Origin of the sequence: Falsochrobactrum ovis (genome assembly GCF_003259955.1) — a bacterium.
In the GTDB taxonomy this organism is placed as follows: Bacteria; Pseudomonadota; Alphaproteobacteria; order Rhizobiales; family Rhizobiaceae; genus Brucella; species Brucella ovis_A.
In genome coordinates, this window is the sequence record NZ_QLMK01000003.1 from 240603 (window position 1) to 260117 (window position 19515).

The following is a 19515-nucleotide window of genomic DNA, read 5'->3' on the forward strand; positions in this document are numbered from 1 at the left end:
GTTTCCCCTATATAGGTTTGCTCTTCAAGATTGTCCCGCATTATCCCCAGGAAGAATGGTCTATCTTGACGTCAGAACTACGTCCAGCGCACGCTTGAGTTCATCACGCACACCTGCACTTTGCGAAAGCACCTGTTCAAACTTTGTGAAATCGAGCAGCCCGATCCGTTCGACATTGGGACGAAGGAAAATATGAGGCGGGTGAAGTCGGAATTTATTTTCCATGATGGCGCACATCGTCAACTGATTGCTGCCGATAACTGCCTCAAATGTTGAAGGCATATAATCATCCGCGCCTACTGGGGTTCCGACAACATCCACGCCAATCACAATGTCCGCTTTATCAAATAATAGGTCAAAAGGAACCGGATTGAACAAACCTCCATCCACGAGAATCCGCCCGTCTCGCCAGACCGGGCGAAAAACTGGTGGAATGGCGCAAGACGCAGCCAAAGCAGAACGCAGCTCTCCGCTCTCGATAATGACTTCCTTGGCAGCGTGAAAATCCGATGCAGTAATGCTTAAAGGAATTTGGAGATCTTCGATATTTATGGGCAAATCAGGCGGCAGGAAAGCCTCAAGAACCTTTTCAATGCTAAATTGACTGACCCGGAAACCGCCCTTGAGAAATTCTGCCCAGCGTTCTGGTCGCGTCCGCCAGATACGACGCGCTATTTCAGCCCTATGGGTAAAAATATCGCTCATATAATCGCGAAGATCTTTGCCAGTCATACCACTGGCAAGGCCAGTGCCAATGATCGAGCCAATGGAAGAGCCCGCAAGGGCAACCGGTTTCAAACCAAGTTCTTCAAGCACTTCGACGACATGGATATGAGCAATACCACGCGCACCACCCCCGCCAAAGGCTACACCGATTCGGGGATTGGTTGGTTGGCTCTTATCCATGCTGTTTTCCAAACCGATTTTTATGATTGAGCGGGCCCGTAAATAAGAATTGCAGGTTCTGCATTGAGAAGTTTCTTAGCAATTGCTTTCACATCCTCAAGCGTTACTGCATCAATAAACTCAGCACGTTTATCAATATAGTCGCGTGGAAGTTCCGCCTCCTGCAGCCCCACCAAAGTATCAGCTATCGCAACAGACGAAGTCAGATTATTGACTGCATAAGAGCCCTTTAAAAAGTTCTTCGCGGCCTCAAGTTCCTCTTCTGTCGGTCCCTCATTAGCCATTTTTGCCACTTGCTCTCGGATAATCTTGAGCGATTCTTGGGCTTTTTCTGGCCTTGTTGCCGTCGCGATCATCAAGGCGTTGGCATGATCGCGCATCATCATACGGGACGAAACGGAGTAAGCCAAACCGCGCTTTTCGCGCACTTCCGCATAAAGACGAGAGGTAAAGCCTCCACCCAAAATATGGTTGAGCAGATAGGCTGCAAAAAACTCCGGGTCTTTGCGCGGAATCGCGGGGTAAACGAAGCTTAGCGACGTTTGCGGAACATCAAAGTTCAGGCTGGTCGTCGTTCCAAGTGCAAGCTTTGCATCCGGCACTGGCACCAATTCTGACATGGCTGGTAAATCGCCAAATATCCGGTCGAGCATCTGGCCCAGTTCTTCGGCATTTATTGCGCCCACTACCCCGATAGTGAGATGATCACGTGCGAAATTTTTACGATGAAAATCAACAAGATCGTCGCGACTGATTGTTTCTAAGGACTTAACCGTTCCCTCGTCCGGCCGACCATAGGGATGGTCTCCATAAAGAACTTCAGAGAATTTTCGTGATGCAATCGTGGAAGGATTGCGTTGGGAAGCCTCAATGCTGGCAACAATTTGTTGGCGAATTCGGTCGATGGCCGGTTGATCAAACCGAGGCTTATTAACCGCCAATGCGACAAGATTGGTCACTGCATCGCGATTTTCTTCCAGCATGCGCACGCTGCCCGATACGGAATCAGCCGAAGCGGAAAAACTCATTTCTGCGCCGAGATTGTCGATACGTTCTTGAAAACTATCTGAATCAAGGTCGCCTGCGCCTTCGTCAAAAAGTCCGGTCATCAAATTAGCAAGACCTTCCTTGCCAATAGGATCCTGAGAAGTGCCGCCTTCAAAGGCAAATTTCATAGAAACGAGCGGAACGGATCTATCTTCAACCAACCAAGCACGGATACCTTTGGGCGAGACCACTTCCTGAATTTCAATAGCTTTCGCTGGCAGGCTAAACGCCGTCAGAATGACGAACAGAGCGCCGATCACAAGACGTGAAGCGAGCGGCAATTTATCAAACTTACGCATCATGCCATTCATTGGGTTGCGCCCCCTGCATCTATTCCGCTGTCTGTATCAGACGACATATCGGGATTGTCCCGAGCGTTTTCCGGCTCCGTGTTAGGAGGCAATAAGTAACTTGTTACCGATTGATCCTCGACCAGATAACGCGTGGCCACATCTTTTATTTGTTCAACTGTCACAGCCTTGATAATTTCGGGCCAATTTTGAATATCTTCAATCGTTTGTCCGATTGAAAGAGATGAACCGTAAATCCGAGCCATACCCGCCTGACTATCGCGGGCAAAAATTACTGCCTTGAGATAGCGATTGCGTGCCTGATCAAGCTCAGTCTCGGAGACACCATCACGAATAATACGCTCTATTTCTGCCCGCACCGCTTGCTCAACTTCAGCTAACGTCTTTCCGTTCTGGGGCGAACCATAGACCGAAAATGTACCATCATCGAGCGCATCACCGCCGTAGCTTGCGCCCGTATTTGCGGCAACGCCCTGCTTTACGATTAATTCTTGATAGAGACGCGAGCGAAGCGAGCCGCCAAGAATTTCGCCTAGCAAATCAAGTGCTGGCGCATCGCCTTCCTTTGCATTGGGAAAGCGTTTCTCATTGGAATAAGACGGCACCAGCCATGAAATGCGAAATGACGGCGTACTAACCCGATCATCGTGCAAGCTAACCACACGTGCAGCATGTTTGGCGGGCTCTTGAGGTCGTTCTCGCGGCAGAACTTCTGCCCGGCGCGGCACCTTCGCCCATGTTTTCATCGCCAGCTCACGGACGCGTTCGGGCGTCACATCGCCCGTAATTATCAAGGTTGCATTGTTAGGCGTATAATATTGTTCATAGAAATTAATTGCATCTTCAAGACCGAGCTGCTCAAGCTCTTGCCTCCAGCCAATCACCGGATTTCGATAAGGGTGATTATAGAAAAGTACGCCATCCGTATTTTCCATCAACATTGCTGCCGGGTTTGAATCCACCCGCATCCGGCGCTCTTCAATAATAACTTCTCGCTCGGTTTTTACTGCTTCTTCATCCAGGATCAGATTAGCCATACGGTCAGCTTCATATGACATGACCATTTCAAGCGCGTCCGAAGCAACCCTTTGAAAATAGGCCGTATAATCATATGAGGTGAAGGCATTTTCCTGCCCGCCAATAGCCGCAACTTGGGCTGAAAACTCGCCGATAGGATGATTTTTAGTACCTTTGAACATTAAATGTTCAAGAAAATGTGCAATACCTGTTTTCCCAGGCCCCTCATCTGCGGATCCTACATGATACCAGATCATTTGCGTGACAACGGGCGCTCGATGATCAGGAATAACCACTACGTTGAGGCCGTTATCAAGCGTGAAACTGGCTACATCATCCGATAATTCGATTTTCGGCAAAGCTGCTGCTGGCGCGGCTTCGGCAGTCTTATTGGTTGCCGGGGCTGCCTCTTGTGCGAATGCAGACATCGTGCTGAACGATAAAGCACAAGACACACTTAGTGCTGAGAAAAAGAGCCGGGCGGAAAACTTTTGCACCAAACGACATCTCCCATTAACGTCCCACCTAGAAGTGGGCCGGATGAATTGCATTTAGCGGAAGTATTTAATCAGACTTCCAGCGAATGAAACGGATAATCGTTCCACCATAATTACGTTCTTCGTGCACGACGAATCTATCGTCCAAAGCTAATGAAGCCTCCGCATCCTCTTCAAGCACCAAAAGCGCATCAGGATTAAGCCATCCGCCTTCCAGCGCCGATAAAAGCGCTTTTTCACCCATTCGGCGTCCATATGGCGGATCAGCAAACACAAGATCGAAAGGTTCGATTGTGCCTCTGTCGCCCAGCCGCGTCGCATCGCGACGCAAAATCTTGCTATGTCCCTGCAAGCTGAACGCTTCCACATTTTGCCGCAATAATCCGCGGCCTTCTGCCGATTCTTCGACAAAGATTGCATAGCGGGCACCACGCGACAAGGCCTCAAGCCCCAGCGCTCCCGTACCGGCAAACAGGTCAAGAACGCGCGCATCTTCAACCTTACCGGAGAAACTATGAGCCAAAATATTAAACAGGCTTTCCCGGGTACGATCGGTTGTCGGACGGATGGAAGAATTGGCCGGTGTTACTAGCGGCCGACCCCGAAACTTACCTCCGACGATCCGCACCGCCGCCTCCTGGTCTACCTCGTGGCTTTCCGCCATTTGGACGGTTTCCGCCCCGGTCCGGTCCTTTGCCCGCGCCTTTCGGGCCTTGGTTTGGTCGACCCTTATCGCTAGCGCTACCTTTTCCCCGACCTGCTGGACGCGGTTCATCGCGCTGGCTTGCGGGTTTTCCAAATTTGCGGTCTTCAAATCGGCCAGTAGAGCGCCCAGCAAAATCTGATTTTGCTTCTGCACGCTCGCGCTTACCTAAGCGCTTTGGACGCTGTTCACCCGACGTCTCTGAGCGTCGCGACCGCGTTTCTTCATCCTGTGGGGCACGGCGACGCCCTTCATTATCGCGAGGCGTACGGCGAACTTGCTCTTCATCATTTTCGCGACGCGGGCGTAACTTCATATCCCCACTTGGTTTGGCTGGGCGATGCGGGGTCAAAGGGTTTAAGCGCGCCGCTGATCGAGCTGCAGCTTTCTCGCCCAGAGGACGCGCACCCGGAGCCATCCAAACATTTGTATTGCCACGGCGACGCGGTTCGATTTTTTCCGTTTTCGCTTCCCGGCCTTTCCGGCGTTGAGGAGAGCTAGAGATCCATTCACGTTCTTTCGGCCCGCGACGATCACTATCGGCTTGAGAGACCTCAACTTCGCGGCGCGTTAATCCTTGAACTGCGGAATTAGAGAATTCATTGTGGATTGGCGCATCAAAATCGGCACCCGATTCCTGAACAAGCTGTTCGCCGAGCTGATCGCGCAAAGTCCGTCCGCGAATTTCTCTCACTGCACCTTCTTCAAGATCGCCGAGCTGGAATGGACCAAAGGAAATGCGGATCAAACGGCTGACCGTAAGCCCTAAAGCGCCGAGAATATTCTTAACTTCCCGATTTTTCCCTTCGCGCAGGCCCACCGACAACCAGACATTGGCGCCCTGTTCCCGTTCCAATGTGGCTTCCACCGCCCCATAGAATACGCCATCGACCGCGATACCGTTTTTCAATTCGTCAAGCTCAGCCTGTGTGACCTTGCCATGCGCACGAACCCGATAACGACGTAACCAGCCCGTTGATGGAAGTTCAAGCACCCGTGAGAGGCCACCATCATTGGTGAGCAACAATAGCCCTTCGGTATTGATATCTAGCCGGCCTACAGAGAGAACGCGGGGCATTCCCTCCGGCAAAGCATCAAAAACCGTCGGACGACCTTCCGGGTCGCGCGTGGTCGTTACAAGCCCGGCAGGCTTGTGATAAAGCCACAATCGAGTGCGCTCTGTAGGTTTAATAAGCTTACCATCAACTGTAATCTTATCGGTGCGCAGAACGTTCACCGCCGGGCTTTCCAGCACTTTACCGTTGACGGCAATTCGGCCCGCGGAGATCATCATTTCTGCATCGCGCCGTGACGCAATGCCTGCCCGCGCAAGCCGCTTGGCAATGCGTTCGCCCACATCTGCGGCATCATCAAAGGAGCGGGGAGCAGATCTGGATGGGGTAGCGCGCTTACGCGCTCCACCATCACCGCGTTCCCCACCCCGCTTTTCACCTCGTCCATGAGGCGGGCGTTTTCCGCCCTTATTATCGTCGTCTGTACTCATTTGGTGTTGGCCTCTCAGCTGCGCTGCGGTGGTGTCTCGCCGTTAATAATTCGGCCGACAACAATGGGGATCACCTGCGCCGTATAAATCTCTTCGCAAATCGGTTTCGATTTCGGAACTTATGCAGTAACAAATCACTCAAGAGCTTGCGAGTAAAATTTCCGCTCAGATCAAGAAATGAGGTCGAGGTGAAAAAGAAACCGGCGATATCATCGATTAAATCTCTAACTGCCATGGATTTAGCCTTGGAAGAGGCTAACGCTGCGGGCGCTCGTGGAGAAGTACCAATCGGCGCGGTTATCGTGCGCGAAGGGCAAATTATCGCCCAAGCGGGCAATAGAACGCGCGAATTAAATGACGTCACCGCCCATGCGGAAATGTTGGCAATACGGGAGGCAGGCCGGATATTGCAATCGGAACGGCTGATCGAATGCGATCTTTACGTCACGCTTGAGCCCTGCGCCATGTGCGCTGCCGCCATTTCCTTCGCCCGGATAAGGCGGCTTTATTACGGTGCATCAGACCCCAAAGGTGGCGGTGTTGAGCACGGGCCTCGTTTTTATACGCAAGCCACCTGCCATCACGTTCCCGACACTTATTCCGGGTTCGCTGAAGAACAATCTCGGCTGATCCTCAAGGATTTTTTCCAAGACAAACGATAATCTAGCGCCGACGATCATTACGGACTGCACGTCATTAATCGCCCTATATCATCCCTTAGCGAAGGGGCAGCTAGCCTTAGAACAGGGCAAAATGCTCATCGGTCATATTTCACCCAATCATTCCCAGATTGCACCCTTTGCGGCGCTGCAAAACTGAGATCCTCAGGCTAGAATTTGTGAATTTAATTCCACGGCATGTAATCACGCCAGCCTTTGCTTCCACCACCGGCGGCCCTTTTCCGTTCACGCTCTTTTTGAGCCTCATCTTTGCCCAAATCCCCAGCTGCGGCGGTTGGGGCTGGCTCTCGATAGGTCAAGGGCGGCTCGCTCAGATAACGGCGAGTGGTCGATGAACCGTGCGTCTGCTCGGCGCGTGCTTTTTTTAAAGCAGCAACACGGGCAGGATCGGCCGTAGGAGTGCGGGTGGCATAATCTTCCCGGCGACTGCTGCCGCTTGCCAGCAACGGTCGGTTACCGGATGAAGTTACCCCATCCTGTTCAATCGGCGAAACAAAATTAGGATTATCGCGATTTGCCGTGATTTCATCGCGGAGACGCTTACGCCGCTCTTCTGGCGATTCGGGCCACGATGGATCGCCAGCGCTGGCAACACTTTGCTGCGGAGGAGGCAAAACCGCCTTCTCTCCATCTCCAGGACGGACAAGTTCCGGACGCGGTTTATAATTGATGCGCTCTTTGTTTTTGCCCTGACCAAAGCTCGCCATGTTCGAAACGTCATCAAGGAGCTGGGCGCCCGCTGTTTTGTCGGTACCATATGTCGGCGATGACACGCAGCCAGCAAGCGTAAGGCTTCCCACCGCTGTCATTAATACCAGAACTCGTTCAATCTTCATAAGCGCCACTTCTTTTACGCTCGCCCTGATCACGGTTTGAGCTTTTCTTACCCTTGCCGCACAAAACGGGCAACTCCAAGGCAGATTGCACCTTCATTCAAGGAGTGCTTTTACATCAGAGCAACCCTTGCGGCAATCGCGATATTTCCTGCCATTTCATCACGGCGAGCATGGATAAGACAAGCCCTGCCATAAAAGAAGTATGGGCTCCGCACACGCCCATACTTCAATTAAGCACTATTCAAGCCTGCCTAATTCTTTCAATTCACGCAATGCGGCTGCATCACGCGCTGAAACATCAGGGAATTCCGGGTCGGACCCGACATCCGTTGTATAACGCCATGAACGCGCGCATTTCTGCCCGGTTGCAGGTGTTGGCACAACCGCTACCCCCTTCACTTCATCCAGCGTAAACGCATCTGCGGGCGCTTCCATATCCACGACTTTAATGTCACTGGTTATGCAGATCTCAGCAAAATCGAGGCCAGCAAGCGAATCACGCAAGCTCTTATCCGCAATATAAACAGTCGGCGCCGCTTCCAGTGAAGAACCGATCCGCTTATCGGCACGTTCCAGCTCCAGTGCACCGGTGACCACACGACGAACATTGCGAACTTTGCGCCATTTCTGCGCCAGCACCTCGTCGCGCCACTCAGCTGGAATGTTGCGGAACTGCTCCAAATGGACGGATGATGCCTGCGGGTAACGATCAAGCCAGGCTTCTTCCATGGTGAATGGAAGCATCGGGGCCAGCCATGTGGTCACGCGGTCAAAGATCTCGCGCACGGTCTGAAGAGCCGCCTTACGACGCAAGCTTGAGGGCGCATCGCAATAAAGTGCGTCCTTGCGGATATCGAAATAAAATGCCGACAGTTCAACATTCATAAAATCGATCAGAGCGCGGGAAATCCGCTTGAAATCAAACGCATCATAGCCCGTACGAACCAGTTCATCGAGTTCTGCCAGACGATGCAGCATCAGCCGTTCGAGTTCGGGCAGCTTGCTATATTCGACATTTTCACCTTCATCATGGGCCAATGTGCCCAACATCCAGCGGATCGAATTACGCAGCTTGCGGTAGGCATCAATATTGGTCTTGATGACGTTTTTACCAAGCCGCTGATCTTCCCAATAGTCGGTGGTCATGACCCACAGACGCAAAATATCAGCGCCGGAATCCTTGATCACATCCTGTGGTGTAACCGTATTGCCAAGCGATTTTGACATTTTCTTGCCGTGCTCATCCATGGTGAAACCATGAGTGATGACAGCATCATAAGGTGCGCGTCCGCGCGTTCCGCAGCTTTCGAGAAGAGAAGAATGGAACCAGCCCCGATGCTGATCGGACCCTTCCAGATAGACATCCGCTGGCCATTTCATATCCGGACGGTCTTCAAGGGTGAATGTGTGGGTGGAGCCAGAATCAAACCACACGTCGAGAATATCGCGGACTTGTACCCAAGCTTCGCTTGCGCGGTCCCCAAGGAAACGCTCCCGTGCACCATCAGCAAACCAAGCATCCGCACCTTCTGCCTCGAATGCTTCAAGAATACGTTTGTTGACCGCTTCATCCTGCAAGATATTGCCATCTTCATCGACAAAAACGCAGATCGGCACACCCCATGCACGTTGACGCGACAGTACCCAATCCGGACGGCTTTCAATCATCGCCCGCAGACGTGTCTGGCCTGCAGAAGGTACAAAACGTGTATCGTCAATCGCCTTGAGCGAACGCGAACGAAGTGTAGTGCCGTCACCAAGGTCCTTGTCCATATAGACGAACCACTGCGGCGTGTTGCGGAAGATGACCGGTTTTTTCGAGCGCCAGGAATGCGGGTAGGAGTGCTTCAGCCGGCCACGTGCGAATAGTTTATCGAACGCGATAAGCTGAGCAATGACCGATTTATTAGCATCACCCGACTTGCCATTATCATCGATAACACGTGCTGGGCCGCCTTCACGGTCCGGACCAAATCCCGGTGCGTCCTTGGTGTAGAAACCAGCATCATCAACCGGGAAAGGAATGGCGGGGTCGATGCCGCGCGCTTCTAGTTCCCGCGCATGGTCGGTCCAAACATCAAAGTCTTCACGGCCATGGCTGGGAGCGGTGTGGACAAAGCCCGTACCTGCATCGTCGGTAACGTGATCACCAGCGATCAGCGGAACGATAAATTCATATCCGCCACCAAAACCTTTAAGCGGATGCTCCAGTGTTATGTTATTAAGTTCGTCAGTATTCACACTGCGAATACGCTTGAACTCAAGCTTTGCCTTAGCAAAGCATTCTCCTGCCAATTGATCGGCAAAAATCAGCTTTTCACCGGCCTGCGGCCCAAAATCATTTACCGCTTCCGTGACTTCATAAAGCCCATATTCAACATTTGGCGAATAGGCGACAGCGCGGTTGCCCGGGATTGTCCAAGGTGTGGTCGTCCAGATAACAACATAGGTTCCCGCCAGATCACCAGCAGTCGCGACCGGGAATTTCACCCAGATCATATCCGATTCAACATCGTGATATTCGACTTCTGCTTCCGCCAATGCTGTGCGTTCGACCACAGACCACATCACCGGCTTTGAGCCGCGATAAAGCTGGCCGGAAGATGCAAATTTTAGCAGCTCGCCCGCAATCCGCGCTTCCGCATGAAAATCCATGGTTGTGTAGGGGTTTTCAAAATCACCGCAAATAGCGAGGCGTTTGAATTCTTCAGTCTGGACTTTGATCCAATGCGAAGCGAATTCACGGCATTCCTTACGGAATTCGTTGATTGCTACCTCGTCCTTGTTCTTGCCCTGCGCACGATATTTTTCTTCGATTTTCCACTCAATCGGCAATCCATGGCAATCCCAACCCGGAACGTAATTTGAATTGTAACCGCGCATTTGGAACGAGCGCGTGATCACATCCTTCAAAATTTTATTGAGCGCATGGCCAATATGAATACTGCCATTGGCATAGGGTGGGCCATCATGCAGCACATAGAGAGGACGATCTTTGGCGTCTTCGCGCAGCTTTTTGTAAAGGTTCATTTCCTCCCAGCGCTGCACCAGCAAAGGCTCTCGTGCAGGCAAGCCAGCGCGCATCGGAAACTCCGTTTGCGGCAGGTTGAGGGTTTTGGAATAATCAATCTTGGCGGTGGTTTCGGTCATTTTATGTTTGCCTGTCAATCCCGCATAAGCGGGCAGAAGTCTGAAACAGATGAACTGCGACGGTCGCAGCCGTTCGATCCCGGACCTTCCTGCCATGCGCTGCCATCAGGCAGGGCGATCAAGGCTTAAAGGAAGGCCGGGCCAATAATTCGTATTATAACTTGCCGAAAATCCATCATCATGGGCTCGCTTTTAGCAACCAGTTTGGCAGGAATAAAGAGGTAGATGGCAAGAAACTTGCCAGGGATCATCTGAAATTTCACCAATCATGTCGTTATAGATCAGATTGCGCGTCAAAAGACAGTATCTGATCCAGCGCTGAAATTGGCTGCACTCCACTGAGAAGCGCGCGCGCCTCTTCTTCATCCCGCTTCATTTGCGCAATAAGTGGCTCAAGGCCATCGAATTTTACTTCACCCCGCAAAAAACCAAAAAACGAAACAGCACAAATCTCGCCATAAAGATCACCGGAAAAATCGAAAAGAAACGTCTCTAACAGCGGAACACCGTTGCTGGTAACGGTTGGCCGACGGCCAAGACTTGCAACGCCGTCATAAAGTGTTCCGTTTGCACGCCTGAAACGCACGGCATAAATGCCGTATTTCATGCTGACATGGCCTTCTACAGCCATATTGGCGGTGGGAAAACCAAGCGTCCGACCGAGCTTTTTGCCATGAATGATTTCGCCGCTCACCCGATAGCGATAGCCCAAAAGACCCGAGGCTTGAGTTATTTCGCCATCGCAAAGCAATGAACGGATGCGGGTTGAGGATACGATATCTCCGCCCTCATCATGATAAGCATCCACAAGCGAGACCTTAAAGCCGGACGCCTCCCCCGCTTTTTGCAAAAACTCGGGGGTACCACGCCGCGCTTTGCCGAAATGAAAATCATAACCAGCAACCACGCATTGCGCGCCTAACTGCTCAACGAGAATGCGCTGGATAAATTCCTCTGCGGAAATTCCGGCAAATTGCGCAGTAAATGCCTGCTCAACCACCGCATCAAACCCCATAACCCGCAAAATCTCGGCTTTTTCACCTGCATCCGTTAACCGCTCAACAGGTTCATCTGGCCGGAAAAAGCTGCGCGGATGAGGCTCGAAAGTCAGCACCACCGCCGGGCGATCCTGTTCTTGCGCTAGCTCCAGCGCACGATCAAGCACTGCCTGATGACCGCGATGCACGCCATCGAAATTACCAATAGCAACCACACAGCCCCGAAGTTCCTTTGGAAAGGAAGCTGTTTCTGCAACGCGCTGGATTTCTGTCTTCATGGGCGAAAGCAACTCGCAAAACCGTCAGACAAGTGCATAAAGAGAGGCGACGGGAGCATTGCCGTGCTTTTGCAAAAACTTTTCCATCGCATCATGATCAATCTTGCCGTCTGTGGAATAATCCGCAGCGTGCACGCCGCCGGAAATATAAAGCACATCGGTGCCATAATCCGCAGCGCCTTTAACGTCGGTAAGCACTCCATCGCCAATGGCAAGAATGCGCGACTTATCCACCGCTTGCCCACGAATTTCGGTAACCGCCTTCATTGCCGCTTCATAAATCGGACGATGCGGCTTACCTGCAATCAACATACGACCGCCAAGCTGGCCATAATCGCGCGCCAATGCCCCAGCACACCAGATAAGACGCGTTCCACGCTCCACCATTATATCGGGATTGGCACAAATGAACGGCAAGTTGCGAGAACGCAAACGCTTCAACAATTCCGTATAATCTTCAGGCGTTTCTGTTTCATCATCGTAAAGACCGGTGCAGACAACACCAGAAGCTTCAAATTCCTCGACCAGTTCCACATCAAGGCCATCATAAATGGCAAGCTCGCGCTCACTGCCAATATGCAGCACCTTGCGCGGGCCCTCCGCAATCAGATCACGGGTTACGTCACCGGACGTAACAATATGATCATAAGCATCATCAGGAACACCAAGCAGAGAAATTTGCGCAGCAATGCTTGGATATGGCCGCGGCGCATTGGTCACAAGAATAACGGTAAGGCCTTTTTCCCGCGCACGCTTTAAAGCCGCAATTGCGCTAGGAAATGATTCAACACCATTATGCAAAACGCCCCAGACATCACAGAAAAGAGCATCATAACCGTCCGTAAGATCGTCCAGGCACACGGGCAATTTCATCACAATCCTCAGTCTGCTAATCCGGCTTGCGCCAGCAATGGTTGGAGGCCCAATCGCAAATGCAATGGCTGGCCGCTAGAATTTGGCACACGCTACAGCGCGCACGACGGGGCTTCCTTAACCCAACTCGACCGACATGTCACCACACAGGCGCGAATGACTTAAAATGTTCATTCAGAGCAAGGCTCATAATGATCATCTATCGTTAACCAACAAAGGCGTTAGTGGCGTTCACAAGCACCCTGTTCTTGTATTCTGTGTTAGCGATTTCCATATCAATAAATTGCCCCGATTTTCCGGCGATTTCTGGGCCTGAAAAAGCGCTCATCCACTCGGGAAAAGCCACCATCCATCCTTGACAAACCAGCAATGAAATTCTATCTCGGAAACACGTTAGCACTCGCTGCGTGTGAGTGCTAACAGCGCGAGCCGGTCGGCTCGATAGGTTCAACATCTACAACACCAAGGGTTATACCATGGCTGAGATCAATTTCCGTCCGCTTCACGACCGCGTTGTCGTGCGTCGCGTCGAATCGGAAGCAAAGACTGCTGGCGGCATCATTATCCCTGACACCGCTAAGGAAAAGCCACAGGAAGGCGAAATCGTAGCTGTTGGCGCTGGTGCGCGCGATGAAGCTGGCAAGCTGATCCCTCTGGAAGTCAAAGCTGGCGATAAGATCCTTTTCGGCAAGTGGTCAGGTACCGAAGTGAAAATCGGCGGTGAAGATCTGCTGATCATGAAGGAATCCGACATTCTCGGTATCATCGGTTAATTGGCCGTCATCCTTAAAGTAATCACCATAATCTGACCGGGAAATTCCCAGGAGAGAAAACAATGGCTGCTAAAGAAGTAAAATTCGGTCGTACAGCGCGCGAAAAAATGCTGCGCGGCGTCGATATCCTTGCAGATGCTGTTAAAGTAACGCTTGGCCCTAAAGGCCGTAACGTTGTTATCGACAAATCCTTTGGCGCTCCGCGCATCACCAAGGACGGTGTATCGGTTGCCAAGGAAATCGAACTTGAAGATAAGTTCGAAAACATGGGCGCACAGATGCTGCGCGAAGTAGCTTCCAAGACCAATGACACTGCAGGTGACGGTACCACTACCGCTACTGTTCTTGGTCAGGCTATCGTTCAGGAAGGCGCAAAAGCTGTTGCTGCTGGCATGAACCCGATGGACCTCAAGCGCGGCATTGATATGGCCGTTAATGAAGTTGTCGCTGATCTGCTTAGCAAAGCAACCAAGATCAACACTTCTGAAGAAGTTGCACAGGTTGGTACCATTTCCGCCAACGGCGAAGCCGAAATCGGCAAGATGATCGCTGATGCAATGCAGAAAGTCGGCAATGAAGGCGTCATCACGGTTGAAGAAGCCAAGACCGCTGAAACCGAACTCGAAGTCGTTGAAGGCATGCAGTTCGATCGCGGTTACCTGTCGCCATATTTCGTAACCAACCCAGAAAAGATGGTTGCGGATCTGGAAGACGCATACATCCTTCTGCACGAAAAGAAGCTTTCGAACCTTCAGGCTCTTCTGCCAGTTCTCGAAGCTGTTGTTCAGACCTCCAAGCCACTCGTCATCATTGCTGAAGATGTTGAAGGCGAAGCCTTGGCAACCCTCGTTGTCAACAAGCTGCGCGGTGGCCTGAAGATTGCTGCTGTTAAGGCACCTGGCTTCGGCGATCGCCGCAAGGCAATGCTCGAAGACATCGCGATCCTCACCGGCGGTCAGGTCATCTCCGAAGATCTCGGCATCAAGCTCGAAACCGTCACGCTCGACATGCTTGGCCGCGCCAAGAAAGTTTCGATCACCAAAGAAAACACCACCATCGTTGATGGTGCTGGTGAGAAGGCTGAAATCGACGCTCGCGTTGGTCAGATCAAGCAGCAAATCGAAGAAACCACTTCGGACTATGATCGCGAAAAGCTTCAGGAACGTCTGGCTAAGCTCGCTGGCGGTGTTGCAGTAATCCGCGTTGGCGGTGCAACTGAAGTCGAAGTGAAGGAGAAGAAAGACCGCGTTGACGATGCTCTTAACGCAACCCGCGCTGCGGTTGAAGAAGGCATCGTTCCTGGTGGCGGTACTGCACTTCTGCGCTCTTCGGTCAAGATCACCTCGAAAGGTGCAAACGCTGATCAAGAAGCTGGTATCAACATTGTTCGTCGCGCTTTGCAGGCTCCTGCCCGCCAGATCACGACCAACGCTGGTGAAGAAGCTTCGATCATCGTCGGCAAAATCCTTGAAAACGAATCCGAAACCTTCGGCTACAACACTGCCAATGGTGAATATGGTGACCTGATCAAGGCTGGTGTTGTTGACCCGGTCAAGGTTGTCCGTACTGCTCTGCAGAACGCAGCTTCGGTTGCTGGCCTGCTGATCACCACGGAAGCAATGATTGCCGAACTGCCGAAAAAGGATGCTGCTCCTGCTGGCATGCCTGGCGGCATGGGCGGAATGGGCGGAATGGACTTCTAAGAAGTCAGTCCGGACATTGGTCGGCACAGGCGTTATCGCCTGTGTCCATAATAGAGCTCCTGACCCTGTGTCAGGGGCTTTCTTTTCGATTCAATGCAAAGCAAATCCCTCAGATTTTGATACCAGATTTTCAAAGCCTGACAATCGGCCCACTAAGCCTTATATTAGTAGAAAATTCACTGAATTTCTTACGATATGTAACTAATTGGCATTGCTTTCATTTCTTTCCTTGTGTTATTTAGCCTTGCCTAAAGTAGCAGGTTCAATTTCTCTGATTTACATGCTCCTGTTTTTATGTTCAATCAGAGTTCACCGGGATGGACTTCCCCTTTGCCCCCCGCTTAGGAAGTCCTGTCTCGGGCGACAGGGAAGGTAGGCATTCGTGCTTACCTTCCTTTGTACGACATCCATCTAACTTGCCCCCCCTTCTCTGTGCGCTATTCTAATCCCTTCATGATGAAGCTTTGTATGGGAGACCCGCATGCGTAAAGAACTGCCAATAGTTTCAGCGCCTAAAGACGGTCGTAAAATCACCGTTGTGTGGATGGATGATAATGATCAGCGCAATGAATCAATCGGCCAGTTCCGCTCACTCTCTCAATTGCAGCTTGCGGGAGGTGATTGGGACGAGACTGACACCGGTTGGTGGGTCTATCTGAGCAGCCGAATCCAACAAAAAGTTGACCCTATTGCCTGGATTAAGGAAATAGAAGGCGACGATCAGGACGAGAATGAATGAGCAGCCTATTTGCCTTTCTTTGAAAGGTTTCTTTAGAGGCTTAGAGGGGGCCTAGAGCGGCTTCGGGCCTTCTTTGGAAAGCGCCGATTTTGATTATTCATCGTTCTGACTTTGCATTTTTAGAGCAATGTTCTTATTGATTATCCCTAGCGCTTGATTTTAATTGATGAGCAGGAGACCCGAATGGCTGGCACCCGCAAAGAAACCGACACTTTCGGTTCTATTGAAGTTGCATCGGATCGTTACTGGGGAGCTCAAACTCAGCGCTCATTGCATAATTTCAAAATAGGTAACGAGCGCATGCCTGTGCCTTTGGTGCACGCTCTGGGCATTGTCAAACGGGCTGCAGCGGAAACCAATGTGAAATTAGGCAAGCTTGATCAGGTTCTTGGCGAAGTGATTGCCGTTGCCGCTACAGAAATTATTGAAGGCAAGCTTGACCAACATTTTCCACTAGTCATCTGGCAAACCGGTTCAGGCACCCAGACCAATATGAATGCCAATGAGGTGATTTCGAACCGCGCTATTGAGCTTTTGGGCGGAGAACTGGGCTCCAAAAAGCCTGTTCACCCCAATGATCATGTGAATATGAGCCAGTCATCCAATGACACTTTTCCAACGGCAATGCACATTGCGACAGCCACGGAAACGGTTAACCGACTTTTTCCGGCTTTAGATCACATTACGAACGCACTGCGGGAGAAAGAAAACGCCTTCAGCCACATCATAAAGATCGGCCGGACGCACACACAGGATGCCACCCCCCTCACTCTTGGGCAGGAGTTTTCCGGCTATCGCGCAGCACTGGAATATTCACGCCACCGTATAGAAGATGCTCTCTCTGATATTTATCTGCTGGCGCAGGGGGGAACCGCGGTCGGCACTGGTTTGAACTCGCCAAAAGGCTTTGATACATGTTTCGCCGAAGCGGTGAGCGAGATTACCGGACTTCCCTTTAAGACAGCGCCAAATAAATTCGAAGCTCTGGCCAGCCACGGCGCATTGACGAATTTTCATGGCAGCTTGAATGCTCTGGCCACAGATCTTTTCAAGATCGCCAATGATATTCGGTTTCTTGGCTCTGGCCCCCGTTCGGGATTGGGTGAATTGAACCTACCAGAAAACGAACCCGGCTCCTCCATCATGCCGGGCAAAGTTAATCCTACACAAGCCGAAGCACTTACCATGGTCGCAACTCAGGTCTTTGGCAATCATAGCGCGGTGACCTTCGCTTCCAGTCAGGGTCATTTCGAGCTCAATGTATTCAAACCTGTGATTGCTTATAATGTCCTACAGTCAATCCGTATACTCAGTGATGCGATGATATCTTTCACCGATCATTGCATTAAAGGTATAGAGGCGAATGAAGCCCGGATTAAAGATCTGCTGGACCGCTCACTTATGTTAGTAACGGCGCTGGCGCCCGAAATTGGCTATGATAATGCCGCTTTGATCGCCAAGACTGCGCATAAAAATGGAACGACACTTCGTGAGGAAGCTCTCAAAACAGGTTTGGTGACGGATGAAGATTATGACCGTCTTGTACAGCCAGAAAAGATGACCTCACCGCATTAGCTGTTCGATCAAAGAATACAATCTGTCGTTGATTACCCTCTATCGAGAACAATGAATTAAGGCTATTTTGTCTCCAGCTTAAAATGGAGATCACTAATGTCAGCGACAACAACAGCAAACAATAATTCTGGCGTGTTACTACTCGCCCGTATCCTTCTGGCATTGCTTTTTATACCAGCAGGTTTTTCTAAACTGATGGCTTTAGGTGCAACGACTGGTTATTTTACCAGTATCGGACTGCCTGTTCCGTTCGCGACCGCCATATTTGTAGGGCTGCTTGAGCTTTTAGGTGGCCTTGCTGTGCTTATCGGTCTTCAAACCCGGATCGCAGCCGTTTTACTGGGTGTTTTTACGATCGCTGCGGCCTTTGTCGGCCATTTCATGCCATTCGATCAAACCGGTTTTTTGAAAAACCTTGCAGTCGCTGGTGGCTTTTTCCTTTTGGCATTGCAGGGCCCGGGCGCGATTTCAGTGGATGCAAAACGCGACTAAGTCCCCGATATTCCTATAAAATAAGGAACAGACCGGGCATAATTGTCCGGTCTTTTCTTTAAAATCAGAATAAAAGGTTAATTTTAGGCATTGCGTAAGCTGAACTTGTCGTTTAATGCAGCGGCAATTGCCGGCGAAAGCGCATTTTTAGACCTATAGCCCCCTTCAATATTTAGAGAAAAAATGACCCTCTTTTTCAGCACGAACGTCGCTCCGCCGAGCGACGGACCTTCGAGCAAGAAATTTAATTTCGCGCTCGCAAGCCTAACCATGCTTTTTTTCATGTGGGGATTTATCACCTCGCTGAATGATATTTTGATTCCACATCTGAAGAACGTATTTCAGCTCAATTATACCCAATCCATGCTGATCCAGTTCTGCTTTTTCAGTGCTTATTTCATTGTTTCTCTGCCAGCCGGTGCGTTGGTCAAGCGGATTACATATAAATGGGGCATTGTAAGCGGATTAATGATCGCTGCAATTGGGTGTGCCCTATTCATTCCCGCAGCTAAATTACAGGTTTATCCGCTATTTCTCGGAGCGTTATTTGTTCTCGCTTCTGGGGTGACCATTCTTCAAGTGGCCGCCAATCCTTATGTGACTGTCCTCGGCGCCCCTGAGACAGCTTCCAGTCGTCTTACGCTCACACAGGCTTTCAATTCGCTCGGAACCACTCTTGCCCCGCTCTTTGGCGCCTTTCTTATTCTGGCAGCGGCAACCAATGAAAGCGCCAGCGCCGAGAGTAACGCTGTTCAATTTCCTTATCTGCTGCTTGCGCTGACGCTTCTGCTACATGCGATCATTTTTGCCGCATTAAAGCTTCCGAATGTCGAGGCGGAAGAGCAAAATAACGATCAGCCGGTGCAAGGTTCTGCCTGGCATTATCCCCACCTGGTTCTGGGCGCAATCGGCCTGTTCCTTTATGTCGGTGCTGAAGTTAGCATTGGTAGCTTTCTAGTCAATTTCCTCAGCGAACCAGAAATCGGCAATCTGAGTGAAATGCGAGCCGCACATTATGTCACTTATTTCTGGGGCGGTGCAATGATAGGGCGCTTTATAGGCGCTGCCGCCATGCGCTATGTGGCTGATGGCAAAATGCTTGCGTTTAATGGCTTTGCAGCAATCCTGCTGCTCGTCTTTACGGTCTTTAGCACGGGCCAAATTGCAATGTGGTCGGTGCTGGCTTTGGGACTGTTTAATTCAATCATGTTCCCAACGATTTTTAGCCTCGCCCTGCGCGGACTTGGTAACAATACGAGCCAAGGCTCCGGAATCTTGTGCCTAGCGATCGTCGGCGGAGCTATTATACCGCTTTTCCAAGGTGCATTGGCCGATGTGGTGGGCATTCAATATGCATTTTTGATGCCGATCCTTTGTTATATATATATCGTCTATTATGGATTGATTGGCAGCAGAGCAAAAATATAAAAAAA

At 50.9% G+C, this 19515-nt stretch carries 16 protein-coding genes; 7 read left to right on the forward strand and 9 right to left on the reverse strand.

The genetic code is table 11. From position 1 onward, the window contains the following. Nucleotides 1-60 precede the first annotated feature (60 nt). The 5 genes from C7374_RS06685 to C7374_RS06705 all read right to left on the reverse strand — a co-directional run bounded on the left by C7374_RS06685 (nucleotide 61) and on the right by C7374_RS06705 (nucleotide 5985). A complete protein-coding gene (locus C7374_RS06685; protein WP_111574829.1) occupies nucleotides 61-906 on the reverse strand; it encodes a patatin-like phospholipase family protein in 846 nt (281 codons plus the stop codon). A 20-nt stretch (nucleotides 907-926) separates the two neighbouring features. Further along, entirely contained in the window at nucleotides 927-2264 is a 1338-nt protein-coding gene (locus C7374_RS06690) for a M16 family metallopeptidase (protein WP_111574830.1), read from the reverse strand. Next, complete coding sequence (locus C7374_RS06695; protein WP_111574831.1) at nucleotides 2261-3709, reverse strand: M16 family metallopeptidase; 1449 nt, start codon at nucleotides 3707-3709, stop codon at nucleotides 2261-2263. The genes C7374_RS06690 and C7374_RS06695 overlap by 4 nt, the downstream gene beginning before the upstream one ends. A 136-nt stretch (nucleotides 3710-3845) precedes the next feature. Next, on the reverse strand, nucleotides 3846-4442 hold the full coding sequence (gene rsmD, locus C7374_RS06700) for a 16S rRNA (guanine(966)-N(2))-methyltransferase RsmD (RefSeq protein ID WP_111574832.1): 597 nt from the start codon (nucleotides 4440-4442) through the stop codon (nucleotides 3846-3848). Next, nucleotides 4387-5985 (reverse strand): pseudouridine synthase, encoded by a 1599-nt coding sequence (locus C7374_RS06705; RefSeq protein ID WP_111574833.1) that lies wholly within the window; start codon nucleotides 5983-5985, stop codon nucleotides 4387-4389. Before C7374_RS06705 ends, rsmD begins: the two co-directional genes overlap by 56 nt. A 233-nt stretch (nucleotides 5986-6218) precedes the next feature. On the opposite strand from C7374_RS06705, the gene C7374_RS06710 reads away from it, so the two are divergent. Next, complete coding sequence (locus C7374_RS06710) at nucleotides 6219-6647, forward strand: nucleoside deaminase (RefSeq protein WP_111574834.1); 429 nt, start codon at nucleotides 6219-6221, stop codon at nucleotides 6645-6647. Nucleotides 6648-6829: 182 nt separating this feature from the next. Here C7374_RS06710 and C7374_RS06715 read toward each other — a convergent pair whose 3' ends face one another. From C7374_RS06715 to C7374_RS06730, 4 genes are all read right to left on the reverse strand, one after another. After that, complete coding sequence (locus C7374_RS06715; protein ID WP_111574835.1) at nucleotides 6830-7501, reverse strand: hypothetical protein; 672 nt, start codon at nucleotides 7499-7501, stop codon at nucleotides 6830-6832. A gap of 237 nt (nucleotides 7502-7738) precedes the next feature. Next, nucleotides 7739-10651, reverse strand: a complete 2913-nt coding sequence (gene ileS / locus C7374_RS06720; RefSeq protein WP_111574963.1) for an isoleucine--tRNA ligase — start codon at nucleotides 10649-10651, stop codon at nucleotides 7739-7741. Between the two features lie 274 nt (nucleotides 10652-10925). After that, the gene (locus tag C7374_RS06725) at nucleotides 10926-11927 is read right to left on the reverse strand and encodes a bifunctional riboflavin kinase/FAD synthetase (RefSeq protein WP_111574836.1); all 1002 of its coding nucleotides are present in this window, start codon (nucleotides 11925-11927) and stop codon (nucleotides 10926-10928) included. Nucleotides 11928-11951: 24 nt separating this feature from the next. Beyond that, nucleotides 11952-12800 carry a TIGR01459 family HAD-type hydrolase gene (locus C7374_RS06730; protein WP_111574837.1) on the reverse strand — a complete coding sequence of 283 codons (849 nt, stop codon included), beginning with the start codon at nucleotides 12798-12800 and terminating at the stop codon, nucleotides 11952-11954. A gap of 476 nt (nucleotides 12801-13276) precedes the next feature. Between C7374_RS06730 and groES the strand changes: the two genes are divergently transcribed. The 6 genes from groES to C7374_RS06765 all read left to right on the forward strand — a co-directional run bounded on the left by groES (nucleotide 13277) and on the right by C7374_RS06765 (nucleotide 19510). Next, entirely contained in the window at nucleotides 13277-13573 is a 297-nt protein-coding gene (groES, locus tag C7374_RS06735; RefSeq protein WP_111574964.1) for a co-chaperone GroES, read from the forward strand. Nucleotides 13574-13635: 62 nt separating this feature from the next. Then, nucleotides 13636-15276, forward strand: coding sequence for a chaperonin GroEL (gene groL / locus C7374_RS06740; RefSeq protein WP_111574838.1), 1641 nt, complete (start codon nucleotides 13636-13638; stop codon nucleotides 15274-15276). Between the two features lie 481 nt (nucleotides 15277-15757). Continuing rightward, the gene (locus tag C7374_RS06745; RefSeq protein ID WP_111574839.1) at nucleotides 15758-16015 is read left to right on the forward strand and encodes a hypothetical protein; all 258 of its coding nucleotides are present in this window, start codon (nucleotides 15758-15760) and stop codon (nucleotides 16013-16015) included. Between the two features lie 183 nt (nucleotides 16016-16198). After that, on the forward strand, nucleotides 16199-17590 hold the full coding sequence (gene fumC / locus C7374_RS06750; RefSeq protein ID WP_111574840.1) for a class II fumarate hydratase: 1392 nt from the start codon (nucleotides 16199-16201) through the stop codon (nucleotides 17588-17590). A 96-nt stretch (nucleotides 17591-17686) separates the two neighbouring features. Beyond that, nucleotides 17687-18082 carry a DoxX family protein gene (locus tag C7374_RS06755; protein ID WP_111574841.1) on the forward strand — a complete coding sequence of 132 codons (396 nt, stop codon included), beginning with the start codon at nucleotides 17687-17689 and terminating at the stop codon, nucleotides 18080-18082. 183 nt (nucleotides 18083-18265) lie between these two features. After that, the gene (locus tag C7374_RS06765; RefSeq protein ID WP_210205087.1) at nucleotides 18266-19510 is read left to right on the forward strand and encodes a sugar MFS transporter; all 1245 of its coding nucleotides are present in this window, start codon (nucleotides 18266-18268) and stop codon (nucleotides 19508-19510) included. Nucleotides 19511-19515: the final 5 nt, after the last annotated feature.

Coding starts and splice junctions, on each gene's coding strand:
- C7374_RS06685 (WP_111574829.1), bottom strand. CDS start 906: ATGGATAAGAGCCAACCAACCAATCCCCGAATCGGTGTAGCCTTTGGC.
- C7374_RS06690 (WP_111574830.1), bottom strand. CDS start 2,264: ATGAATGGCATGATGCGTAAGTTTGATAAATTGCCGCTCGCTTCACGT.
- C7374_RS06695 (WP_111574831.1), bottom strand. CDS start 3,709: ATGTCTGCATTCGCACAAGAGGCAGCCCCGGCAACCAATAAGACTGCC.
- rsmD (WP_111574832.1), bottom strand. CDS start 4,442: ATGGCGGAAAGCCACGAGGTAGACCAGGAGGCGGCGGTGCGGATCGTC.
- C7374_RS06705 (WP_111574833.1), bottom strand. CDS start 5,985: ATGAGTACAGACGACGATAATAAGGGCGGAAAACGCCCGCCTCATGGA.
- C7374_RS06710 (WP_111574834.1), top strand. CDS start 6,219: ATGGATTTAGCCTTGGAAGAGGCTAACGCTGCGGGCGCTCGTGGAGAA.
- C7374_RS06715 (WP_111574835.1), bottom strand. CDS start 7,501: ATGAAGATTGAACGAGTTCTGGTATTAATGACAGCGGTGGGAAGCCTT.
- ileS (WP_111574963.1), bottom strand. CDS start 10,651: ATGACCGAAACCACCGCCAAGATTGATTATTCCAAAACCCTCAACCTG.
- C7374_RS06725 (WP_111574836.1), bottom strand. CDS start 11,927: ATGAAGACAGAAATCCAGCGCGTTGCAGAAACAGCTTCCTTTCCAAAG.
- C7374_RS06730 (WP_111574837.1), bottom strand. CDS start 12,800: ATGAAATTGCCCGTGTGCCTGGACGATCTTACGGACGGTTATGATGCT.
- groES (WP_111574964.1), top strand. CDS start 13,277: ATGGCTGAGATCAATTTCCGTCCGCTTCACGACCGCGTTGTCGTGCGT.
- groL (WP_111574838.1), top strand. CDS start 13,636: ATGGCTGCTAAAGAAGTAAAATTCGGTCGTACAGCGCGCGAAAAAATG.
- C7374_RS06745 (WP_111574839.1), top strand. CDS start 15,758: ATGCGTAAAGAACTGCCAATAGTTTCAGCGCCTAAAGACGGTCGTAAA.
- fumC (WP_111574840.1), top strand. CDS start 16,199: ATGGCTGGCACCCGCAAAGAAACCGACACTTTCGGTTCTATTGAAGTT.
- C7374_RS06755 (WP_111574841.1), top strand. CDS start 17,687: ATGTCAGCGACAACAACAGCAAACAATAATTCTGGCGTGTTACTACTC.
- C7374_RS06765 (WP_210205087.1), top strand. CDS start 18,266: ATGACCCTCTTTTTCAGCACGAACGTCGCTCCGCCGAGCGACGGACCT.